Source organism: Agrobacterium larrymoorei, assembly GCF_037722385.1.
In the GTDB taxonomy this organism is placed as follows: Bacteria; Pseudomonadota; Alphaproteobacteria; order Rhizobiales; family Rhizobiaceae; genus Agrobacterium; species Agrobacterium larrymoorei_C.
This window is the reverse complement of record NZ_JBBKAQ010000001.1, coordinates 248,539-266,488: the sequence shown is the minus strand read 5'-3', so window position 1 is coordinate 266,488 and position 17,950 is coordinate 248,539. Positions and strand designations below refer to the sequence as shown.

Annotated in this window: 16 protein-coding genes; 6 read left to right on the top strand and 10 right to left on the bottom strand. The window is 57.0% G+C overall.

Annotated features, from left to right (window positions below):
- Window positions 1–290: 290 nt before the first annotated feature.
- The 3 genes from WKI41_RS01210 to WKI41_RS01200 all read right to left on the bottom strand — a co-directional run bounded on the left by WKI41_RS01210 (window position 291) and on the right by WKI41_RS01200 (window position 4,352).
- Entirely contained in the window at window positions 291–1,193 is a 903-nt protein-coding gene (locus WKI41_RS01210; RefSeq protein ID WP_340191711.1) for an amino acid ABC transporter substrate-binding protein, read from the bottom strand.
- Complete coding sequence (locus WKI41_RS01205) at window positions 1,190–1,990, bottom strand: amino acid ABC transporter substrate-binding protein (RefSeq protein ID WP_340191710.1); 801 nt, start codon at window positions 1,988–1,990, stop codon at window positions 1,190–1,192. The genes WKI41_RS01210 and WKI41_RS01205 overlap by 4 nt, the downstream gene beginning before the upstream one ends.
- A 151-nt stretch (window positions 1,991–2,141) precedes the next feature.
- A complete protein-coding gene (locus WKI41_RS01200) occupies window positions 2,142–4,352 on the bottom strand; it encodes an EAL domain-containing protein (protein WP_340191709.1) in 2,211 nt (736 codons plus the stop codon).
- Window positions 4,353–4,612: 260 nt separating this feature from the next.
- Between WKI41_RS01200 and WKI41_RS01195 the strand changes: the two genes are divergently transcribed.
- Window positions 4,613–5,545 carry a methylenetetrahydrofolate reductase gene (locus WKI41_RS01195; RefSeq protein ID WP_340191708.1) on the top strand — a complete coding sequence of 311 codons (933 nt, stop codon included), beginning with the start codon at window positions 4,613–4,615 and terminating at the stop codon, window positions 5,543–5,545.
- Window positions 5,546–5,576: 31 nt separating this feature from the next.
- Here WKI41_RS01195 and WKI41_RS01190 read toward each other — a convergent pair whose 3' ends face one another.
- From WKI41_RS01190 to WKI41_RS01175, 4 genes are read right to left on the bottom strand one after another with little or no spacing between them, the layout of a single operon-like run.
- The gene (locus tag WKI41_RS01190) at window positions 5,577–6,491 is read right to left on the bottom strand and encodes an ROK family protein (RefSeq protein ID WP_340191707.1); all 915 of its coding nucleotides are present in this window, start codon (window positions 6,489–6,491) and stop codon (window positions 5,577–5,579) included.
- Window positions 6,488–7,669: an N-acetylglucosamine-6-phosphate deacetylase gene (nagA, locus tag WKI41_RS01185; protein WP_340191706.1), complete on the bottom strand. Its 1,182-nt coding sequence runs from the start codon at window positions 7,667–7,669 to the stop codon at window positions 6,488–6,490. Before nagA ends, WKI41_RS01190 begins: the two co-directional genes overlap by 4 nt.
- Complete coding sequence (locus tag WKI41_RS01180) at window positions 7,666–8,688, bottom strand: SIS domain-containing protein (protein WP_340191705.1); 1,023 nt, start codon at window positions 8,686–8,688, stop codon at window positions 7,666–7,668. Before WKI41_RS01180 ends, nagA begins: the two co-directional genes overlap by 4 nt.
- Before the next feature lie 22 nt (window positions 8,689–8,710).
- Window positions 8,711–9,460 carry a GntR family transcriptional regulator gene (locus WKI41_RS01175; RefSeq protein WP_340191704.1) on the bottom strand — a complete coding sequence of 250 codons (750 nt, stop codon included), beginning with the start codon at window positions 9,458–9,460 and terminating at the stop codon, window positions 8,711–8,713.
- 471 nt (window positions 9,461–9,931) lie between these two features.
- Between WKI41_RS01175 and WKI41_RS01170 the strand changes: the two genes are divergently transcribed.
- From WKI41_RS01170 to WKI41_RS01150, 5 genes are all read left to right on the top strand, one after another.
- Window positions 9,932–11,110: a Gfo/Idh/MocA family protein gene (locus tag WKI41_RS01170; protein WP_340191703.1), complete on the top strand. Its 1,179-nt coding sequence runs from the start codon at window positions 9,932–9,934 to the stop codon at window positions 11,108–11,110.
- A gap of 13 nt (window positions 11,111–11,123) precedes the next feature.
- A complete protein-coding gene (locus tag WKI41_RS01165) occupies window positions 11,124–12,008 on the top strand; it encodes a carbohydrate ABC transporter permease (RefSeq protein WP_340191702.1) in 885 nt (294 codons plus the stop codon).
- Window positions 12,005–12,865 carry a carbohydrate ABC transporter permease gene (locus WKI41_RS01160; RefSeq protein WP_340191701.1) on the top strand — a complete coding sequence of 287 codons (861 nt, stop codon included), beginning with the start codon at window positions 12,005–12,007 and terminating at the stop codon, window positions 12,863–12,865. Before WKI41_RS01165 ends, WKI41_RS01160 begins: the two co-directional genes overlap by 4 nt.
- Before the next feature lie 95 nt (window positions 12,866–12,960).
- Window positions 12,961–14,124: an ABC transporter substrate-binding protein gene (locus WKI41_RS01155; protein ID WP_340192290.1), complete on the top strand. Its 1,164-nt coding sequence runs from the start codon at window positions 12,961–12,963 to the stop codon at window positions 14,122–14,124.
- A 127-nt stretch (window positions 14,125–14,251) separates the two neighbouring features.
- The gene (locus WKI41_RS01150; protein ID WP_340191700.1) at window positions 14,252–15,370 is read left to right on the top strand and encodes a sn-glycerol-3-phosphate ABC transporter ATP-binding protein UgpC; all 1,119 of its coding nucleotides are present in this window, start codon (window positions 14,252–14,254) and stop codon (window positions 15,368–15,370) included.
- Between the two features lie 119 nt (window positions 15,371–15,489).
- Here WKI41_RS01150 and WKI41_RS01145 read toward each other — a convergent pair whose 3' ends face one another.
- The 3 genes from WKI41_RS01145 to WKI41_RS01135 form a co-directional block, all read right to left on the bottom strand.
- Window positions 15,490–15,891, bottom strand: a complete 402-nt coding sequence (locus WKI41_RS01145) for a DUF1398 domain-containing protein (RefSeq protein WP_340191699.1) — start codon at window positions 15,889–15,891, stop codon at window positions 15,490–15,492.
- A 43-nt stretch (window positions 15,892–15,934) separates the two neighbouring features.
- A complete protein-coding gene (locus WKI41_RS01140) occupies window positions 15,935–16,378 on the bottom strand; it encodes a MarR family winged helix-turn-helix transcriptional regulator (protein ID WP_340191698.1) in 444 nt (147 codons plus the stop codon).
- Between the two features lie 72 nt (window positions 16,379–16,450).
- On the bottom strand, window positions 16,451–17,926 hold the full coding sequence (locus tag WKI41_RS01135) for a M81 family metallopeptidase (protein WP_340191697.1): 1,476 nt from the start codon (window positions 17,924–17,926) through the stop codon (window positions 16,451–16,453).
- Window positions 17,927–17,950 lie beyond the last annotated feature (24 nt).

Sequence of the window (17,950 nt, the reverse complement as noted above, 5' to 3'; positions counted from 1 at the left end):
AAGAAGCTCGTCTGCCTATTCGTTGGCCATCGAGAGAAAACGGAAAAATCTCGATGTTCTCCGGCACCATCACGTCCGTTTGACACGGCGCGTTTCCTGCCAATCGAACGTGCCCCTCCGGCAATGGTTCCTGAAAAATTCAGGTCGCGGAGACAGGAACTTTTATAAGAGATATGAAAGAAAGCAGAGCAACTGCGGCTCTGCGCTGTAGACGTGCACAATCGAAACGGCTGGCAACCTAGCAATCCAAGGCCGAAAACAAAGGGCTCACGGTACGCCCTTGATCCTAATCACTGTATCGCTTTGGGGTTCCTCATAGCCTCAATCAGCCATGGGTTCATCGGCAAAGCGAGATCGATGTTCAGCCCCGGCATTGGCGCCTCGAACCAGCGTTTGTAGATGTCCCTCATGGCTTCCGTCTGGTAGATTTCGCTGAGCGCTTCATTGACTGCCGCGATGAAAGACGTGTCGTTCAGCCGCATCATAAAGCCCAGCGGCTGGACCTGAGTGACCTGTTGCTCCGAAAGAACATAATCGGATGGGTTCTGCGTGCGGGCGATCATTGTCTTCAGCAACACTTCATCCATGGCAAAGGCGGCCACGCGACCTTCCGTTACCATATCGAAAGCAGCCTGAAGGCTGTCGACAGGCACCGCTGAGATATTCAATTTTCGTTTGCGGCTGATATCATTGATCTCATTGACGTTGACCGTGCCGAGCGCAACGCTCACCGAACGCCCTTTGAGATCATCCAGCGTCTTGAATCCGTTTTTGCGCAGCGACACATAGCGCGTTACGCCGTAAAAGTGACTGTAAGAGAAGGCCACACTCTTTCGCCTCTCCGCCGTATTGGTGCTGGCGTTGCACTCGATATCCATCGTTCCATCGTTCAGGAGCTGTACGCGGTTGCTGGGTGTGCGCGGTACGAATTCCACGTCGATGGATTGCACCTTCAAACGCTGCTTCAATTTTTCCACCACAGCACGGCAAAGGTCGATCGAGTAGCCGAGAACTTGGCCGTCCGCATTGAGAAACGAGAAGGGAGCAGTCGACCCGTAGCCGATCCTGATCTTGCCGGTCTCAGCAATTCGATCGAGAGTCGGTGTGTCGAAAATCTTGTCCTGCGCCTTGGCTTCAATCGAGATGAACGCGCTAAATACAAGCAGTAGGCAATAGAATACGTGCATTCTCATTGCAGATACTCCTTTGGCTCCTGGAACGCGGCCTTCAACTCAGGCGACAGCGGCAAATTGAAATTGCGCCCGTCCGGCGGCAGGGGCGACATGAACCACCTGTTATAGATCGTCTCGATCTCTCCACTCGTAAACATCTTGAAGAGAGCGTCATTCACCAGGGTCTTGAACGCAACATCCCCCTTCGGCAAAAGGATACCATAAGGCTCAGGCGGACCAAATGTATCCTTCGAGATAGTATAATCCCCGGGTGAAGCTGAAAAAGCCACATGCGCGGCCAGAAGAACGTCATCCATCACGAAGGCGGAGGCGCGATTGCTTTCCACCATCGTGAACGCTTCGGAGTTCACCTTGGTGATGAGCACTGAGATATTCAGCTTCTCTTGTCTGTTGACGTTTTGCAATTGCTCGATGTTGACGGTCCCTGTCGTCGATGCCACCGTCCTGCCGGCAAGATCCTTGATGCTGTTCAACCCGCTCGATTTTTTCGCCACGAAGCGGGTAGCGGTGATGAAGTGCGGATAGGAGAAGGCCACTTGCTCTCGTCGCTCGGCATTGTTGGTAGTCGCGCTGCACTCCATGTCGATCTTGCCCGATTTTACCAGCACGAAACGGGTTGCAGGCGTCGCTAGAACATAATCGATCTTCAGCGCATCGAGCTTTAGCGCTTCTCGAACGTGGTCGGCAATTCTTTGGCAGATTTCGATGGAGTAACCGCGCACGACGCCATCTGGGGTCACATAGGAAAACGGCAGTTCATCCTGCCGGTGCCCGATGGTGATTGTCTTCGTACGCATGATTTTGTCGAGCGTGGGACTCTCTAGGTCCTCAGCCGCGGCAGACAGAGTGAGCAAGGGGGCCACTACAACTGCGGCCAACAAAGTGGAAATAACCGAGGGCCGCGTGAGGCGACGGAGGCAAAGAGAAATATGCTTCAAGTCTCTACTCCTAGCGGTGCACCATCTTCTGAGGTGCAGAACGATACTGGCTCTCGATATCTGCAAGCGTCATGGGGCGACCAAGATGATAGCCCTGTAACAGATCGCATCCGGCTGCACGCAGCAGCGAAAGTTGCTCGTGCGTTTCCACGCCTTCTGCCGTCGTTTTTAACCCAAGTCCCGCAGCGATGTGGATCAGACCCTGAATGATTGCGAGGCTCTGCACGTTGGTCATCACTTCGGCAATAAAGCTGCGATCAATCTTGATCTTGCCGATCGGCAGCTTGGTCAAATAAGCGAGGCTCGAATAGCCGGTGCCAAAGTCGTCAAGCGCGATCCTGACGCCAAGCGCGCGGATGTCCTGTAGACACGCGATAGCCTCGGTTCCCGAAAGAAGAACCGTTTCCGTCAACTCGATCTCAAGCCGCGAAGGCGGTAGGCCGCTTTCGCTCAAGGCGCTTTTCACCTTCGCCACAAGGTCACCCTGCTGAAGTTCGATAGCAGAGATATTGACGGCCACGGTTGCATCATTCGGCAATCGCATGGCGTCCTGGCAAGCACGCTTCAACACCCAGTCGCCGATGGCACAGATCTGGCCCGTTTTTTCAGCGAGCGGTATGAAATCGTCAGGCGTCACCCAGCCGCGAACCGGATGCTGCCAGCGCACCAGCGCCTCGTAAGCCACTGGCATAGGATCGGAGAAACAGAAAATCGGCTGGTACTGCAGCACCAATTCACCCCGCTGGACCGCGAGGTCAAGATCTTGCTGCAGTTCGTAATCCTGCTCCTTCGACATTTCCATGCCGTGTTCAAAAAAGCGGAAATTCCCCCGTCCCTCGGATTTCGCGCAATAGAGCGCCACGTCCGCATGTTTGAGCAACTCGGACATGTCGTGACCGTGGATCGGCGCGATCGAAATGCCGACGCTCGCGCCGATGTAGGCCTCTTTGCCAAGCAACATGAAAGGACGCGATGCCGAGGCGATGATGGCCCTTGCCAGACGGCTTGCTTCACGCACGGCGTTTTTTCGAACGATCTGCAGGATCGCGAATTCGTCACCGCCAAGACGGGCGACCATATCCTGTGGTCCGATCAGTTGCAGCAGGCGCTCTGCAAAGGACATGAGAAGCGCATCGCCACTGGCATGTCCCAAAACGTCATTGACCGCCTTGAAGCGATCGAGATCAAGAAGCATGAGGTTGAAGCGATGGCCATTTGCCAGCTCGACAATCTCACCGTTCAACCGCTTGCTGAAAAAGGCGCGGTTGGGCAGTCCCGTCAGCGGATCGTGATGGGCAAGATGCTCCATCTGTTTTGCCACATCGCGAATCTGGCGCAGGTTCTCCCGCTCGACCACGGCTTCGCGCACCTTCTCGATCGCGACTGCAACGCGACCGATCTCATCATTGCGGTGCTGAAAGGGCGTGACAGAGGCTGTGTCATCATGGGCGATCTTGGTCAGCGCGTCGATCAATGCCGGTACCGGCATGAATACCTTGCGCATCAAAAGCGCAACGACGCCACCGGTTACGAGCAGAATGGTGATGAGGAGTGCCAGCGAGTTCTGCAGAAGCTTGGTCTGCGTCTCAAGAAGCTCGGAGGCTTCGCCGATCGTCGTAACGACCGCGCCCTGCAGCTTACCCTTCTGATCGACCACCGGAACGAAAGCAATAAAATGCCGCACGGTACCAAGCTCGGCAAAACCGACGTAAAAGCCGTTTAACGCTGTGCCTTTAGGCAAAGTCAGTGGGATATTCTCCACCTCCCCAAGCGCATCGGCTGAACTGGTAAATGTCAGCCCGGCAGGGTCTTTTTGAAAGATCCAGACATTGTTCTTGGTCTGAGCAGCGGCAAGCGCCAGCACGTCTCCGGGATTGAATCCCGTATCCAGAATGGAGGCATCGTCACCCAGAGGTCGTTCGCTGGTGATCTTGACGATCTGACCGCTATTGTCGCTGTCGATCGAGATAAAGGTATAGATGGTTCGGATCGCAGAACTCGTCACCTGAGCGTTCAGTTCTGCCTCGCGACGCCACTGGTCAAGCGAGTCTCTCTCGACCATGACCCAGCCGACAGCGGCCCCAACAAGGTAGGCAAGCACGACGCTGGACACGAGAGACACGGTGATCTTCCAGAACAACGACTGGTACCAGACAACTCTGGCCGGCCGTGCTGGCGCATCTGCCTCAAAATGATCCGCACTGTGCGTGCTCAAGAGCATCTGGCTCTCACTTTGGCCTCTTGTGAAAGAGAAATCAGGAGGAATTTATCTTCTAGCGTCTCGTTACGTCGCAGTTTGGAGCACCACTGTTCAGCAAGAGAGTAAAGATATCCTCACATCCTTCAGCGCGATTCGATGAAATGGATAAAAAAGAGCAAACGGATGGATGAGCGCAGATCAGCCCGTTCCGTCGTAGATCTGGCTCGAAGGTCGCTGTGGGCCTAAAACCGGCGCTTAGCAGGCAGGAAGACAATCGGGATATGGCAATACTGAAATTCACCGACAGAGCGAAGAACAAGAGCGGAGCTGGTGCAAAGTGTCCCAACACTCTGCTCGATCCCTACTCCATCGAGGTGACGCCGAAGACCGCTGCCAAGATCAGTGACTTTCCCAAGCTTCTGCCGCCTGGAACGCGGGTCTATATTGCGCATATCGCTGGCACGTCCATCCTTGACATGGTCGCCACGGCAAAGCGGCTGCGCCAGGACGGATTTGCTGTCATGCCCCATTTCCCTGCACGCAGCATTCCTGACTTCACCACTCTGGAGCGTTGGATAGAACTCTATCGTCATGAAGCGGATGTCACTGAAGCTCTTTTGCTGGGCGGTGGAGAGACACGCCCCGCCGGCTCGATCGAAAGCTCGGTCCAATTGCTGGAAAGCGGCCTGTTCGACCGATATGGGTTTAAACGCCTCCACGTAGCCGGTCACCCGGAGGGCAGCCGCGACATCGACCCGGACGGCACGACCCGCAACGTCGACACCGCGTTGAAATGGAAATCGGACTTCGCGAACCTCACGGCTTGCGACATGGCGATCGTTACGCAATTCGGCTTCGAACCCAAGGTGATCACAACTTGGGCGGAGCGAATTGCTCAGGCGGGCATCACCCTTCCAATCCATGTGGGAATTGCAGGCCCTGCAAAACTTCAGACTCTGATCAAGTTCGCCATATCCTGCGGCGTCGGCCCATCATTGAAGGTGCTGCAAAAGCGCGCTTTGGATGTGACGCGACTGTTGATGCCTTATGAGCCGACCGACATGGTAGATGCGCTTACCGCCTACGTCGAGGACAATCCAACGTCGTTGATATCGCAACTCCATCTCTTCCCTCTCGGCGGGATCGAGCCTGCGGCACGCTGGGTTGGAGACAACATCATCACCAGGCCTCACGCGGCCACCGTTACGGCATAGGAAGATTATAGAGCGTGTAGCGCGCGATCTGTTATTGGCTCGAAGCAAATGCCAATCCCAGCACCGCCGCACCCACGAGACCAGGCTCTATGGCACATTCAGCCTGCACAACGAGCGGCCTTTGGAATTTACGCAGAATTCTGCCTCGTACGGCTCGATCCAGTGCCTCGATCAATGGCAGCGAATTAGAAAGCCCTCCACCGACGGGAACGATGGTCGCGCCAGTCATATTGATGACGAGCGATAGGGGGGCCGAAACGATGTCGGTATAGATGTCGATCGTCCGGCTGGCCTTTTTATCACCAGCCTGCCAGGCATCCAGAATCTCTTCCGCCTTCATCTCGGCGCCAGTCAGCTGACGGTGCAGTTTCTCCATGCCGCGGGCGCTACCAATAGCATCGACGCATCCGTCCAGGCCGCAACCGCAGGCAAAACGTGGCAGGTCCACAGGCGGATTTCCAGCACGCGTTGCAGCGACCGGACCGTGACCCCACTCTCCGGCAAAACCACCGGCGCTGTTGATCAGTTTGCCATCCACGACGAGGCCGCCCCCAACTCCGGTTCCGAGAATGGCCCCGAAGACGACACGATGTCCGCGCCCTGCGCCTGCGCCATATTCCGCAAGCGCGCAACAGTCCGCATCATTCGCAATCAACACAGGAAGCTTGAGCGCTGCCTCGAGATCTGCTTGCAGCAGCCGTCCGTGCGCGCAGGGTATGTTGGCGATATTGGCGCGGTTCGTGTCAGGGTCGATAACGCCGGCAATGGACAGCGCGATGCAGTCCGGCTTTTCTCCGATTTCTTCAATCACGGATTTCAACACGTCTACGAAAGCATCGAAATCGCGGATGGGGGTTTGCCGCCGCGCGACCGGGCGGATGTCATCCACAGCCCATGCGCCAGCGCCCTTAATGGCGGTGCCGCCAATATCGAAACAGACGATCAAGCGCCGGCCCCTTTCGAAAAATCCTCACCAAAGACGCAGGCGCCAGCGATGTACGTCGCCATCAAGGTAAGATCGTCTTTCAGCACCAGCACATCGGCGTCCATCCCGGCGGCCAGAGTGCCCTTGGTGGCACACCCGATTGCCTCAGCAGGGTGAAGTGAGGCCATGTTCAGCGCTTCCGTCAAAGGCAAACCGATATGCTCATGGGCAAAGCGCACGCAGGATAGCATGTCGATATCGGCGCCAGCGAGTGTGCCATCGGCAAGTGTCAGACGACCGCCGCGACGGAACACTTCACGATCGTTCAGAAGAAAGCCCTGCTGATCGGTGCCGATCGTCGACATGGCGTCGGTCACCAGGAATATCCGCCCCGGTCCCTGCTTGGCGGCCAGCGCAACCTGCATGACGATCGGATCGACATGAAAACCGTCGGCTATCAGCCCGCAGGACAAGCGGCCATTGGCAAGAGCAACGCCAACCAGACCCGGCTCGCGGTTCTCCATCTGGCTCATCGCATTGAAGAGATGCGTGACCATCGACGCGCCGGCCGAAACGTAGGGCAGAATGTCACGCGCCTTCGCATTGGTATGACCGAGGCTGATGACATATCCGGCTTCAACAAGTGTGGTCACATCGGCGGGCGAGACACTTTCAGGCGCAAGCGTAATCAGGGCCTCACCAAAATGACCGGCTTTCTCCACAAGGAAATGCAGATCGTCACTCTCAAGCGGGCGGATCAGCGAAGGGTCATGGGTCCCTTTTCGGGCGACCGACAGATGCGGGCCTTCCAGATGGAGACCGAGATAGCCGGGCACCTTTTCCGCGAATGCCGCAACGCCGGCTGCCACAGCTTTGGTTCGAATATCGATCGTGTCGGTAATTAAAGTCGGTAGGAGGGCCGTCGTGCCGTACGCAGCATGAGCGGAGCAGATCGTGCGAATGCCGTCGAGGTCAGGCTGGTTGTTTAGCAACACCCCACCGCCGCCGTTGACCTGAAGATCGATGAACCCCGGAACGATGAGGCTACCGGCCACATCCCGCCGCTCGACAGAAGACGATAAATCTACGTCCGCTACAATGGCATCAATACGACCATTCTTGACGACCAGCGCGTGGCTGTCGAGAAAGACGGTTCCATCGAAAATACGGCCGCCACATAGCGCGAATGAACCACTCATCGTGTTTCCGTGACCTTCTTGAGGGCTGCCGGCTTGTCTGGGTCGAATCCACGCGCACGCGACAGCGCTTCGACCATGCCGTAGTAGGGAACAATCAACGCCAAGGCATCGGTCAGCGGGTGACCCGTCTCCACGAACGGAAGGACAGTGGCCCCCTTACCCTTGTCAGATGTCAGATAGACATTGGCATTCTTTCTGACGAGACCAGATGCCGTTTCGGCAATTGACGCTTCCGCCTTATCACGCGCTGCAAAGGCAATGACCGGGAAGCTCTCAGCGACCAGCGAAACCGGACCGTGCAGCACCTCGGCAGAGGAATAGGCTTCCGCATGCAGTTCACAGGTTTCCTTGCACTTCAATGCCGCTTCCGTTGCAATGGCAAGCGCAGGGCCACGGCCAAGCATGTAAAGCGATTCAGCCTTGACCAGTGGCTCCACCAGCGCACTCCAATCGAGCGTCAGCGCCTTCTCCAGGTGATCCGGCAACGCTGCCACGGCCTCTTTCAACGGATCGGAACCACTCCACGCGCCGAGAACTGCCAATCCGGCAACGATCGAATTGACGTAGGACTTCGTGGCAGCAACCGCGATTTCCGGTCCGGCCTGAATATTGAGCGCGATCGAGGCCGTATCGGCGAGAGGGGACGGTGTCGTGTTAACGAGAGAAACAGTCAACGCGCCGCCCGCTTTTGCGCCTTCGAGCATTGAGACGATATCCGGGCTTGCACCCGACTGCGATACCGCGAAAGCCGCAGCCCGCTCCAGGCGCAATGGCGCCTTGTAGATCGAGGCAAGCGACGGACCAAGAGACGCGACCGGCAGACCGAGTTCCAACTCTATGGCATATTTCAGAAAATAGGCAGCATGGTCCGAAGAGCCACGTGCGACTGTCACCACGACCGCTGGATCACGGTCGGCGAGAGCGCTTCCTGCCCGCGCAATATCGTCTTTTCCCGCGTCCAGTAGCCGAGCCACCGCTTGGGGGATTTCGTCGATTTCGCGTCGCATCATTGTCGTCATCAGTATGGCCTCTAGGGTTTGATCAGGCGCCGATCGTGAGTTCTGCGACGAGATCGTAAGCGTCGCTGCGATAAAGCGCGGTGGAAACTTCCATCACGCGCCCCGTATTGAGATAGGCGATGCGCTGCACCGAAAGCGCGGCGGAGCCAAGCGGAACCTCGAGCAACTCGCTTTCGTCACCGCGCAGCAGCACGGCCGAGATTCTCTGATTTGCACGAACCGGACGAATGTCGCGGCTGGCAAGCTCGAGATAGAGAGAGTCCTCGACACGCTCCGGTTCGGGGAGAATATCGTCTGGAAGGCTGGTGCGTTCGAGCGCAATCGGCATATCGTCGGCAGTGCGCAAACGCAGGATGCGCGCCACGCGCGCACCGCCAGACAGGCCGAGCATCATGGTTTCTTCCGGCGTTGGGAATTTAAGTCCGCGTTCAATCCAGCGCGATCCAGCCACCATTCCGCGGCGCCGCATATCCTCGGTAAATGAGGTCAGCCGCGTCAGGGGTTGCTGCATCTTCGGCACTGGCTTAGCGACAAAGGTGCCAGAACCATGCCGACGCACCAGGATGCCCTGCTCCACCAACTCATCGATGGCCTTGCGGACAGTCACGCGACTGATGGCTGCGGCATCGGCAATATCGCGTTCAGCCGGAAGCGCATCCCCGTGCTTCAGCCGGCCGGTGGACACGGCATCCTCGATCAGACGACGCAACTTCTGATAAAGCGGCCCGCCCCGTAATGCCTGCAATTCACCAAACGGCAAAACACCGTCCATTGCGCCTCTCCGATCTGCGTAAGGGGAGATGTCACCACCTATGGCGGAAATGGCGTCTCCCGCACACCATACCAAAACAGATACCAATACAACGCCACATTGGCAATATGCCAAACCAATCAATCGAAAATCGAGAAAATACGAACGATTTCAACGCCGAACATATATTCCATAGCGTCATTACAAGAAATTTTTGTTCTACTGTAGACAGAAGGTATTTTTTTGGTATTAGTTATTAACAACGACGACTGGCCTGCGGTGAACCGAAAGTGGCTGGCGAGGGGAAATGCCCAAGACTCCAGTGTTTAGACGTTCATCGCTCGCGCCCCAAAAGGCGGGAGACCAACAAGATAATTCAATGGGTGAAAATTATTTTCATAGCCACCTTCGTTCGCGGTTTTTCCGGTTGACCATACGGGAAATTTGCAACAGGCTACGAAAATAAATTACGAAAAGGGGAGCTGCAAAGCCATGAAAGTCGCAATAATCGGACTCGGATTCCGCCTCGGCTACCTTGGCCAGGCCTTTACGGAAATCGATCCTGATTTTGAGATCGTCGCTCATGTCGACCCCGAGCCAGCAGGCATGAAGCAGCTGGAAGCCGAAAACATTTCGGCCGGCCGCGCTTACGAAACGCCCGAGGAGATGATTGCGAAGGAAACCTTCGATCTTCTCATGATCGGTTCTCCCAATACCTTCCATCTGGAACATATACGCATCGGCCTGGAAGCAGGCTTAAAGGTCTTCACCGAAAAGCCGATCGTCACAACCATCGAAGAAAGCTTCGAACTTGCGAGGCTCTTGAACCAGTATGGCCAGGACCGCCTGATGGTCGGTCTCGTCCTTCGCTACTCCCCGCTTTATCGCGATCTGCGCCAGGCGCAGGCACAAGGGCTCCTCGGCGATATCGCCTCGATCGAAGCCTCTGAGCATATCGCTCCCTATCACGGCGCATTTTTCATGCGCGACTGGCGCCGGTACGACAAGTACGCCGGCGGCTTCATGCTGGAAAAGTGCTGCCACGATCTCGACCTCTATAACGGCGTGATGGGCGTGCGTCCCCGCTATGTTTCGAGCTTCGGCGGACGTCGCAGCTTCGTGCCAACAAACGCTCCGCAGAATAGCGGCGTCAACGATCTCGATGTCTACTTTCGCAAGCCGAGCGGCTGGATGGGCGCCGACAAGGTGTTCGACAGCGATGGCGACATCATCGACTTCCAGACCGCGATCGTCGAATACGAAAACGGTGCGTCGCTCGCCTTCCATACGAACCTCAACGTTCCGGACGAGTTCCGTCGTTTCTGTGTGGTTGGCGCAAAGGGCATGGCGGAAGGCGATTTCGTTCGCGGCTTCCTCGACGTTCACCGGGCCCACGACAGCGCCAAGCTGATCGGTAATACCTATCAGGCGCCATCGGTAAAGTCGCACCATTACGGCGCCGACGAGCAGATGGCGGCCGACGTCTTCGCTCACGTCACAACAGGTGCGGCCCTTCCAGTCTCGGCGCTCGACGCGATCGAAGCAGGTATCCTGGCAATCGCTATGGACGAGGCACGCGCTGGCCGCAAGGTCGTCGATCTGGCACCCGTCTGGGCGAAATACGACGCCTGCCTTCACGGCACTGAAGACGCGCAAAAGCGCTCCGCCTGATGAAAGGGTGATCATGGACACCAGACGAAGCGCCGTTTTCTTCGCGTGGCTGCTTTTGGCGCCAGCCCTTCTCTACGTTCTTGCAGTCGTAGCCTACCCGCTGGTCGATACCTTCATCCTCTCCTTCACCGATGCATCGCTGAAGAAGACCACCAATTGGGTCGGCTGGACCAACTACGACAAGATTTTCAACGCCACGTTCGCGGAAGTCATTATCCGCACCTTCATCTGGACGTTTTTCTCTGTCGCCATCAAGATGATTATCGGCACCTTCGGTGCCACCATGTTGAACGCCGCGGTACCTGGTCGTGCGATTTTCCGCATCCTGACCATGCCGCCATGGATCGTCCCAATGGCGATTGGCATCTTCATGTGGGGCTGGATGTATAATGGTCAGTTCGGGATGATCTCCGGCATGCTCCAGCGCACCGGCCTGGTCGATGGACCGATTGCATTTCTGGCGCAGGGCTCCACCGCATTCTGGGCAACCGTGATCACCGACGTGTGGATCGGCGTGCCGATGGTGACGCTCTATCTCCTTGCCGCCATGCAGGCGGTTCCACAGGATCTCTACGAGGCAGCATGGGTGGACGGTGCCGGCCGCTTCTATCGCTTCCGCCGCATTACGCTCCCGCTTCTCGTTCCGTCCATGATCACCATGTCGATGCTGTCGTTGATTTCGACATTCAATTCTTTCGACATCATCTGGATTCTGACGCGCGGTGGCCCGAACGGCGAAACGACGACGATGATCATCGATACGTATAAGACTGCGATCGGTTCTTATAAGTATGGTGAAGGTGCCGCGCGCGCCGTGTTGATCTGCATCTTCCTGTCCATCTTCTGCATTGCCTACTTCCGCATTGTCAGCAAGCTATCCGCCGGAGACAAGCGATGACACCTCCTCCCGCACTGATCAACCGTTACAAATGGTACGAAATCCTCGCCATCTATTGCGGCATCACGCTGTTCTTGATTTTCGTGCTGTCGCCATTCGTCGAGGGCTTTCTGGTTTCGCTGAAGCCGCTCAGCCAACTCTTCTCCTCCCCCTACCGCTTCTGGCCTGAAAACGGCTCATTCGAAGCCTACCGGACGATGTGGGTCAGCGTACCGGGCTTTGCCCGCTACATCTTCAACTCGTTCTTTATCTCGGGGATCGTTACGGCAGTCGTACTGGCGCTGGTCATTCCTGCCGCATATGCCTTTGCCCGTTTCGAATTTCGCGGCAGCGGTCTTTTGCTTGGCGCCTTCCTCGCCGTCAACATGTTCTCAGGCGCCGTCCTGCTGATCCCGCTCTTCCGCCTTATGCGCTCGATCGGCGTTCTCAACACCTATCTCGCGATGATCGTGCCCGGTGTGGCCTTTCTCATCCCGTCCGCCATCTGGCTGCTGCGGACCTATATGATGCGCATTCCGCGCGAGCTGGATGAAGCGGCCTATGTCGATGGCGCCGGCTATTTCTACACGCTGCGCCGCGTCATCATCCCGATTGCGATGCCTGGCATCGTAGTCGTGGCGATCACAACCTTTATCGGCTCATATGCGCAGCAGTTCATCTACGCGCTGACCTTCAACTCGAAATCTGAATATATGCCTCTACCGGTCGGTCTGTTTGCCTATTTCGGCCGCCAGGAGGTCATCTGGAACGAACTCATGGCCGCAAGTTTCGTCGGCATTGCGCCGGCAATGATCGTGATCTTCTTCCTGCAACGCTATCTCGTCAGCGGCCTGACCGCGGGCGCGGTGAAACAATAAGACAACCACCAGAGAATGGGAGACTGACCGTGAATACCAAATTCAAGTTTACCCTCTACGCGCTGAGCCTTGCTGCTTCCACGGCACTGGGCGCCATGTCCGCGCACGCCGCCGACAAGGAAATTTCCTGGATCTATTGCGGCGACAAGATCGACCCGATCCATGAAAAATACATCAAGGAATGGGAAGGCAAGAACGCAGGCTGGACCGTCAAGCCGGAAGTCGTGGGCTGGGAACAGTGCCAGGACAAGGCAACGACGCTTGCTGCATCCGGCTCCCCAGCCGCTATGGCTTATGTCGGCTCGCGCACGCTGAAGCAATTCTCTGAAAACGACATGATCGTTCCGGTCCCGATGACGGACGAAGAAAAGAAGTCCTACTACCCGCACATCGTCGATACGGTTACGGTTGACGGCGAGCAGTGGGGCGTTCCGATCGCCTTCTCCACCAAGGCTCTCTACTGGAACAAGGACCTGTTCAAGAAGGCGGGTCTCGATCCTGAAACGCCACCGAAGACCTGGGCTGAAGAAATCGCCTTCGCCAAGCAGATCAAGGAAAAGACCGGCGTTGCCGGTTACGGCCTGCCTGCAAAGACCTTCGACAACACAATGCACCAGTTCATGCACTGGGTGTACACCAACAACGGCAAGGTCATCGATGGCGACAAGATCGTCATGGACAGCCCTGAAGTGCTGGCGGCTCTGAAGGCTTACAAGGACATCACCCCTTACTCCGTCGAAGGCGCAACGGCTTACGAGCAGAACGAAATCCGCGCGATCTTCCTCGACGGCAAGGTCGGCATGATCCAGGCTGGTTCTGGTGCCGCTTCGCGTCTGCAGAAGACCGGCATCAACTGGGGCATCGCAACGCTCCCGCTCGGCCCATCGGCCAAGGGTCCGGGCACGCTCCTCATCACCGACAGCCTTGCTATCTTCAAGGGTTCGGGCGTTGAAGACAAGGCGATCGAATTTGCCAAGTTCATCACCTCTCCTGGTCCGCAGGGCGAGTACGAGCTACAGGGCGATGCCGGTCTGACACCGCTGCGTCCTTCTCCGAAGGTCGACGAGTTCGTCGCAAAGGATCCGTACTGGAAGCCTTTGATCGAAGGCATCACCTATGGTGGTCCTGAGCCGCTCTTCACCGACTACAAGGGCTTCCAGAACACCATGATCGAGATGGTCCAGTCTGTCGTCACCGGCAAGACTGAACCTGAAGCCGCGCTGAAGAAGGCGTCGGGCGAACTCGAGCAGTACAAGTAAGATCGAACCGAAGGGGGCGTGGTTTCAATCGCCCCCTTCGACACCACTGCAGGCATGATAGAGCCTTGCAGTACACCAAACAGCGCTGCCGGATGCATAGAATGCAAACGGCCCTCTGGAGACGATCGTGGGTCAGCTTCATCTCAACAACGTTAAAAAGTTCTACGGCGACTTTGAAGTTCTCAAAGGCGTGCAACTCAATGTTCCGCACGGAGAATTCGTCGTTTTCGTCGGCCCCTCCGGCTGCGGAAAATCAACGCTGCTGCGCATGATTGCAGGCCTGGAATCGATCAGTGATGGCGACATCGTCATCGACGGCATCCGCGTCAACGACAAGCCGCCGGTCGAGCGTGGCATTGCCATGGTCTTCCAGTCCTATGCCCTCTACCCCCACATGACCGTCTTCGAAAACATCGCCTTTCCGCTGCGTGTGGAAAAGATGGCGGAAGACAAACTCCGCGAGAAGGTCCACGCGGTTGCCAAGATCCTCCAACTCGAGCATCGCCTGGAACAGCGCCCCGGCATGTTGTCGGGCGGCCAGCGCCAGCGCGTTGCCATTGGCCGCGCCATTGTCCGCGAACCGAAGATCTTCCTGTTCGATGAACCGTTGTCCAACCTTGATGCAGCACTCCGCTCAGACATGCGCATCGAACTCACCAAGCTTCACCGCCAGTTAAAAGCGACGATGATCTACGTCACCCACGACCAGGTGGAAGCCATGACCATGGCCGACCGCATTGTCGTCCTCAATGCCGGCAGCATCGCCCAGGTGGGTTCGCCGCTTCAGCTTTATCACAAGCCGGACAATCTCTTCGTCGCAGGCTTCATCGGCAATCCCAAGATGAACCTCCTGCCCGTAACCTGTGTGGAAGCTTCCGACACCGGCGTGACCATCGCTTACGAAGGTAAGCAGCTGACGGTGCCGGTCGCGCGCGGACAGGTTCGTGCCGGCGATACACTGACACTTGGTATTCGCCCGGAACATTTGAGCCTCGGCACTGGCGACATGACCATCACCACGGTGCCAACCGTCATCGAGCGGCTCGGCATCAATACGATTTCCTATTCAACACTCTCCTCCGGTCAGCAGTGGTGCGCCCTACTTCCGGGCTCGGCACCGGTCGCGGTGGAGCAGCCCGTCTCGGTCGCGATCAACGGCGCGGACTGCCACCTCTTTGACGGCGAAGGCAACGCGCTGGAGCGTCGTATCGATTGGAAGACACAGGAAATGCCAGTTCTGGCTTGAGCTCACCTCCCGAGGCCAACCAAAAAGTGGGACGCGTTCTTTCGAGTGCGTCCCACTTTTCATTTCAGGAATCAGCGAAAGAAAGCGCCCCTTTCGTTGCACCCGGCACTCAGGCCATATTAGCTTGGAAAAACCTCGACGTGCGTTTCGGCGGTGCGCCCGTAATAGAGAACGCGTCGTCCTGAAAAGGAAACCAGGTAGCCTGCGCATCCAGCTCCCATCGCCCTCTGTGAGAAGGTGACATAGCTGTAATCCGAGGGGTTGGCTTGAGCCCAGACGATGAGACGTTTGATTTCAGTCGCATCAAAAGTCGCTGCAATCGCCTCAACCGCTGCTGGGCTGTCGAGCGTGATGCTGTCGGCGTCCGGCAGATAATAGGTTTGAGTGTGCGCCCGATAGTCGACGGCATATCCTTCAAATCCGGCGGCAATTAATCTGCCCACGATTTCAGGAAAACTAAGGCTGCCGTCATGAGCAGCTTTGAGACAGGCTTGGGCGACAGTCATCCGTTCCGCATCCATGGCGGGTCCTTTCGTCGTTAAAACTGAGGGAGAGAGGGTCAGTCTAATCCAGAGGCGTCTTGGCCAACCCACGCCGTTCGACGAGCGTCTTGAGGAGCATGTCGAGCGTTGCGTGCTCGCTGTGTGTGAGAACGCTGAAATAGTGCTCGTCGTTCTCGTCTGCGATGCGCGCCAAAAGGGGCAGTTTAGACTTCCCGCTTTCCGTGAGCGCAAGCGACTGTGTGCGTCCGCTGGCCTCTGAACGCACGACCAGGTTCTTGGCAACGAGCCTGTCGGAAAGCTTGCTGATGGCACCCCGGGTCATTCCCATCCGGTCCGCCAGTGCCGTCGCTGTGGTCCCCTCGCAATCGAAAAGAGCGCGCAGAAACACCCATTCCGCAACGGTTACGTCTTCCGCTGCAACCTTTCTGGCGAAGTCATAAGATACGGCGTTGGAAACCATGCGCAGCCAGTAGCCGGTATGATCTGTCAAATTGGAAATGGGCATGACGAACTATCTTTGTTGACTAGGAAACTAAACCAGTTTTGTTTCCTAGTCAACAATTATGATCATACCGGTTCAGGCTGCTCTCGTACCGTGCGGATCCTGAATGATTGGCCAGATGTCGCGTCGGACCCTGCGATAGGGATTGGTCGCTGGATCGTTCGGGTACGGCTTGCCCGCCGAACAGTAGAGGATCTGTGAGGCGATCTTCGAAAAAGCCGCATAGAAATGGTTGGTCGATTTGATCAACAAAATCTTCTTCGACAGCGGATCGATGCCAAGCGCCGTGAACAACGAGGGATCGTAGCTTTGAACCCGCACCGTACCCAGGATCACATCGATACCATTGAAATGAATATGGGCCGCGTCGCCGAATGGCGCGATGCTGTCGCCGAATTTCATCTGCGCATTCGGCACCACCTTGACGACCTTGACCAGTGCATCGATCGGATCACCGGTATTGGGTGCGGACTTGGCTCCGAAGCGTAACGGGATCTCAGCCCCCTCGCCTGCCGCCATGCAGACCTGCACAGCAATCGGATCCCATATCAAACCCACGGCCACACTCGTCGCGCCCTGCGTCATCAGTTCCCGCAGCAGTACTGTCGCGTCACCCGCCGTGCCGCCACCTGGATTATCCCATACATCTGCGATAACCACCGGACCGGTCGAGGTTTGCGCCTTCATCGCCAGCGACACAGCTTCGGCCTCGCCGATCTGCGGCATCATGAAAGTGCCGCGCTTGTCGAAAAGTTCAAGACCGATCGACCGCGCCAGCGCCGTGCCTTTCGCTGCATCGCCATCGGTAACCGCGATAGTCTTCGTTCCCATCTCCGGCACATCGCCCGCCATAAAACCATGGATAACCGATAGCGACAGCACCTCCGGATCCTGCTTCTCCGTGGCGAACATGCGATCGACAATGCCGCGCATCGGCTCGCGGGACGTCGGAAACACATCGATCATCCGACAATCGAACACGGACATGACCGGATTGACCCGGCCTTCCAACGTATCCACGGCGATCCGCCACAAATCCTCTGCCCGGTCAACGAAATCGGTATGCGGAAATTCCTTGAAGACGACGAAGAAGTTCACGGCGTCGACGCGCTTTTGCGTCAGATGGCTGTGCGGATCGAGTTCCGCACAGACCAGAATATCCGGCCCGACGATCTCGCGAATGCGAGCCAGGAGATCGCCCTCCGGATCGAGATATCCGTCCGCCACCATGGCGCCATGCAGACCCAACACCACCGCGTCGACCGGCATCGCGGCCCGCAACTGATCGAGAATTTCGTCACGCAAACTCTCGAACGCCTGGCGGTTAATCAATCCCGCCGGGTCCGCCCAAGCTGCAGTTCCCTCGATCAACGTCCAGCCTTTTTCGGCACAGACCGCGCGACCGACAGTGATCGGCGCGGTACAGAGCGTCGGCGTTACCGGATGCTGGCCCGGAGGAGCGTAAAGCGATTCTTCGAAAGCCCGCCTGTCGATGCAGATTGGCGCGAAAGTATTGGTCTCTGTGGCGAGAGCCGCGGTAAAGATGCGCAAGGGCTTGGGCCTTTTTGCTGAAGA

Coding starts and splice junctions, on each gene's coding strand:
- WKI41_RS01210 (WP_340191711.1), bottom strand. CDS start 1,193: ATGAGAATGCACGTATTCTATTGCCTACTGCTTGTATTTAGCGCGTTC.
- WKI41_RS01205 (WP_340191710.1), bottom strand. CDS start 1,990: ATGCGTACGAAGACAATCACCATCGGGCACCGGCAGGATGAACTGCCG.
- WKI41_RS01200 (WP_340191709.1), bottom strand. CDS start 4,352: ATGCTCTTGAGCACGCACAGTGCGGATCATTTTGAGGCAGATGCGCCA.
- WKI41_RS01195 (WP_340191708.1), top strand. CDS start 4,613: ATGGCAATACTGAAATTCACCGACAGAGCGAAGAACAAGAGCGGAGCT.
- nagA (WP_340191706.1), bottom strand. CDS start 7,669: ATGAGTGGTTCATTCGCGCTATGTGGCGGCCGTATTTTCGATGGAACC.
- WKI41_RS01180 (WP_340191705.1), bottom strand. CDS start 8,688: ATGACGACAATGATGCGACGCGAAATCGACGAAATCCCCCAAGCGGTG.
- WKI41_RS01175 (WP_340191704.1), bottom strand. CDS start 9,460: ATGGACGGTGTTTTGCCGTTTGGTGAATTGCAGGCATTACGGGGCGGG.
- WKI41_RS01170 (WP_340191703.1), top strand. CDS start 9,932: ATGAAAGTCGCAATAATCGGACTCGGATTCCGCCTCGGCTACCTTGGC.
- WKI41_RS01165 (WP_340191702.1), top strand. CDS start 11,124: ATGGACACCAGACGAAGCGCCGTTTTCTTCGCGTGGCTGCTTTTGGCG.
- WKI41_RS01160 (WP_340191701.1), top strand. CDS start 12,005: ATGACACCTCCTCCCGCACTGATCAACCGTTACAAATGGTACGAAATC.
- WKI41_RS01155 (WP_340192290.1), top strand. CDS start 12,961: ATGTCCGCGCACGCCGCCGACAAGGAAATTTCCTGGATCTATTGCGGC.
- WKI41_RS01145 (WP_340191699.1), bottom strand. CDS start 15,891: ATGGATGCGGAACGGATGACTGTCGCCCAAGCCTGTCTCAAAGCTGCT.
- WKI41_RS01140 (WP_340191698.1), bottom strand. CDS start 16,378: ATGCCCATTTCCAATTTGACAGATCATACCGGCTACTGGCTGCGCATG.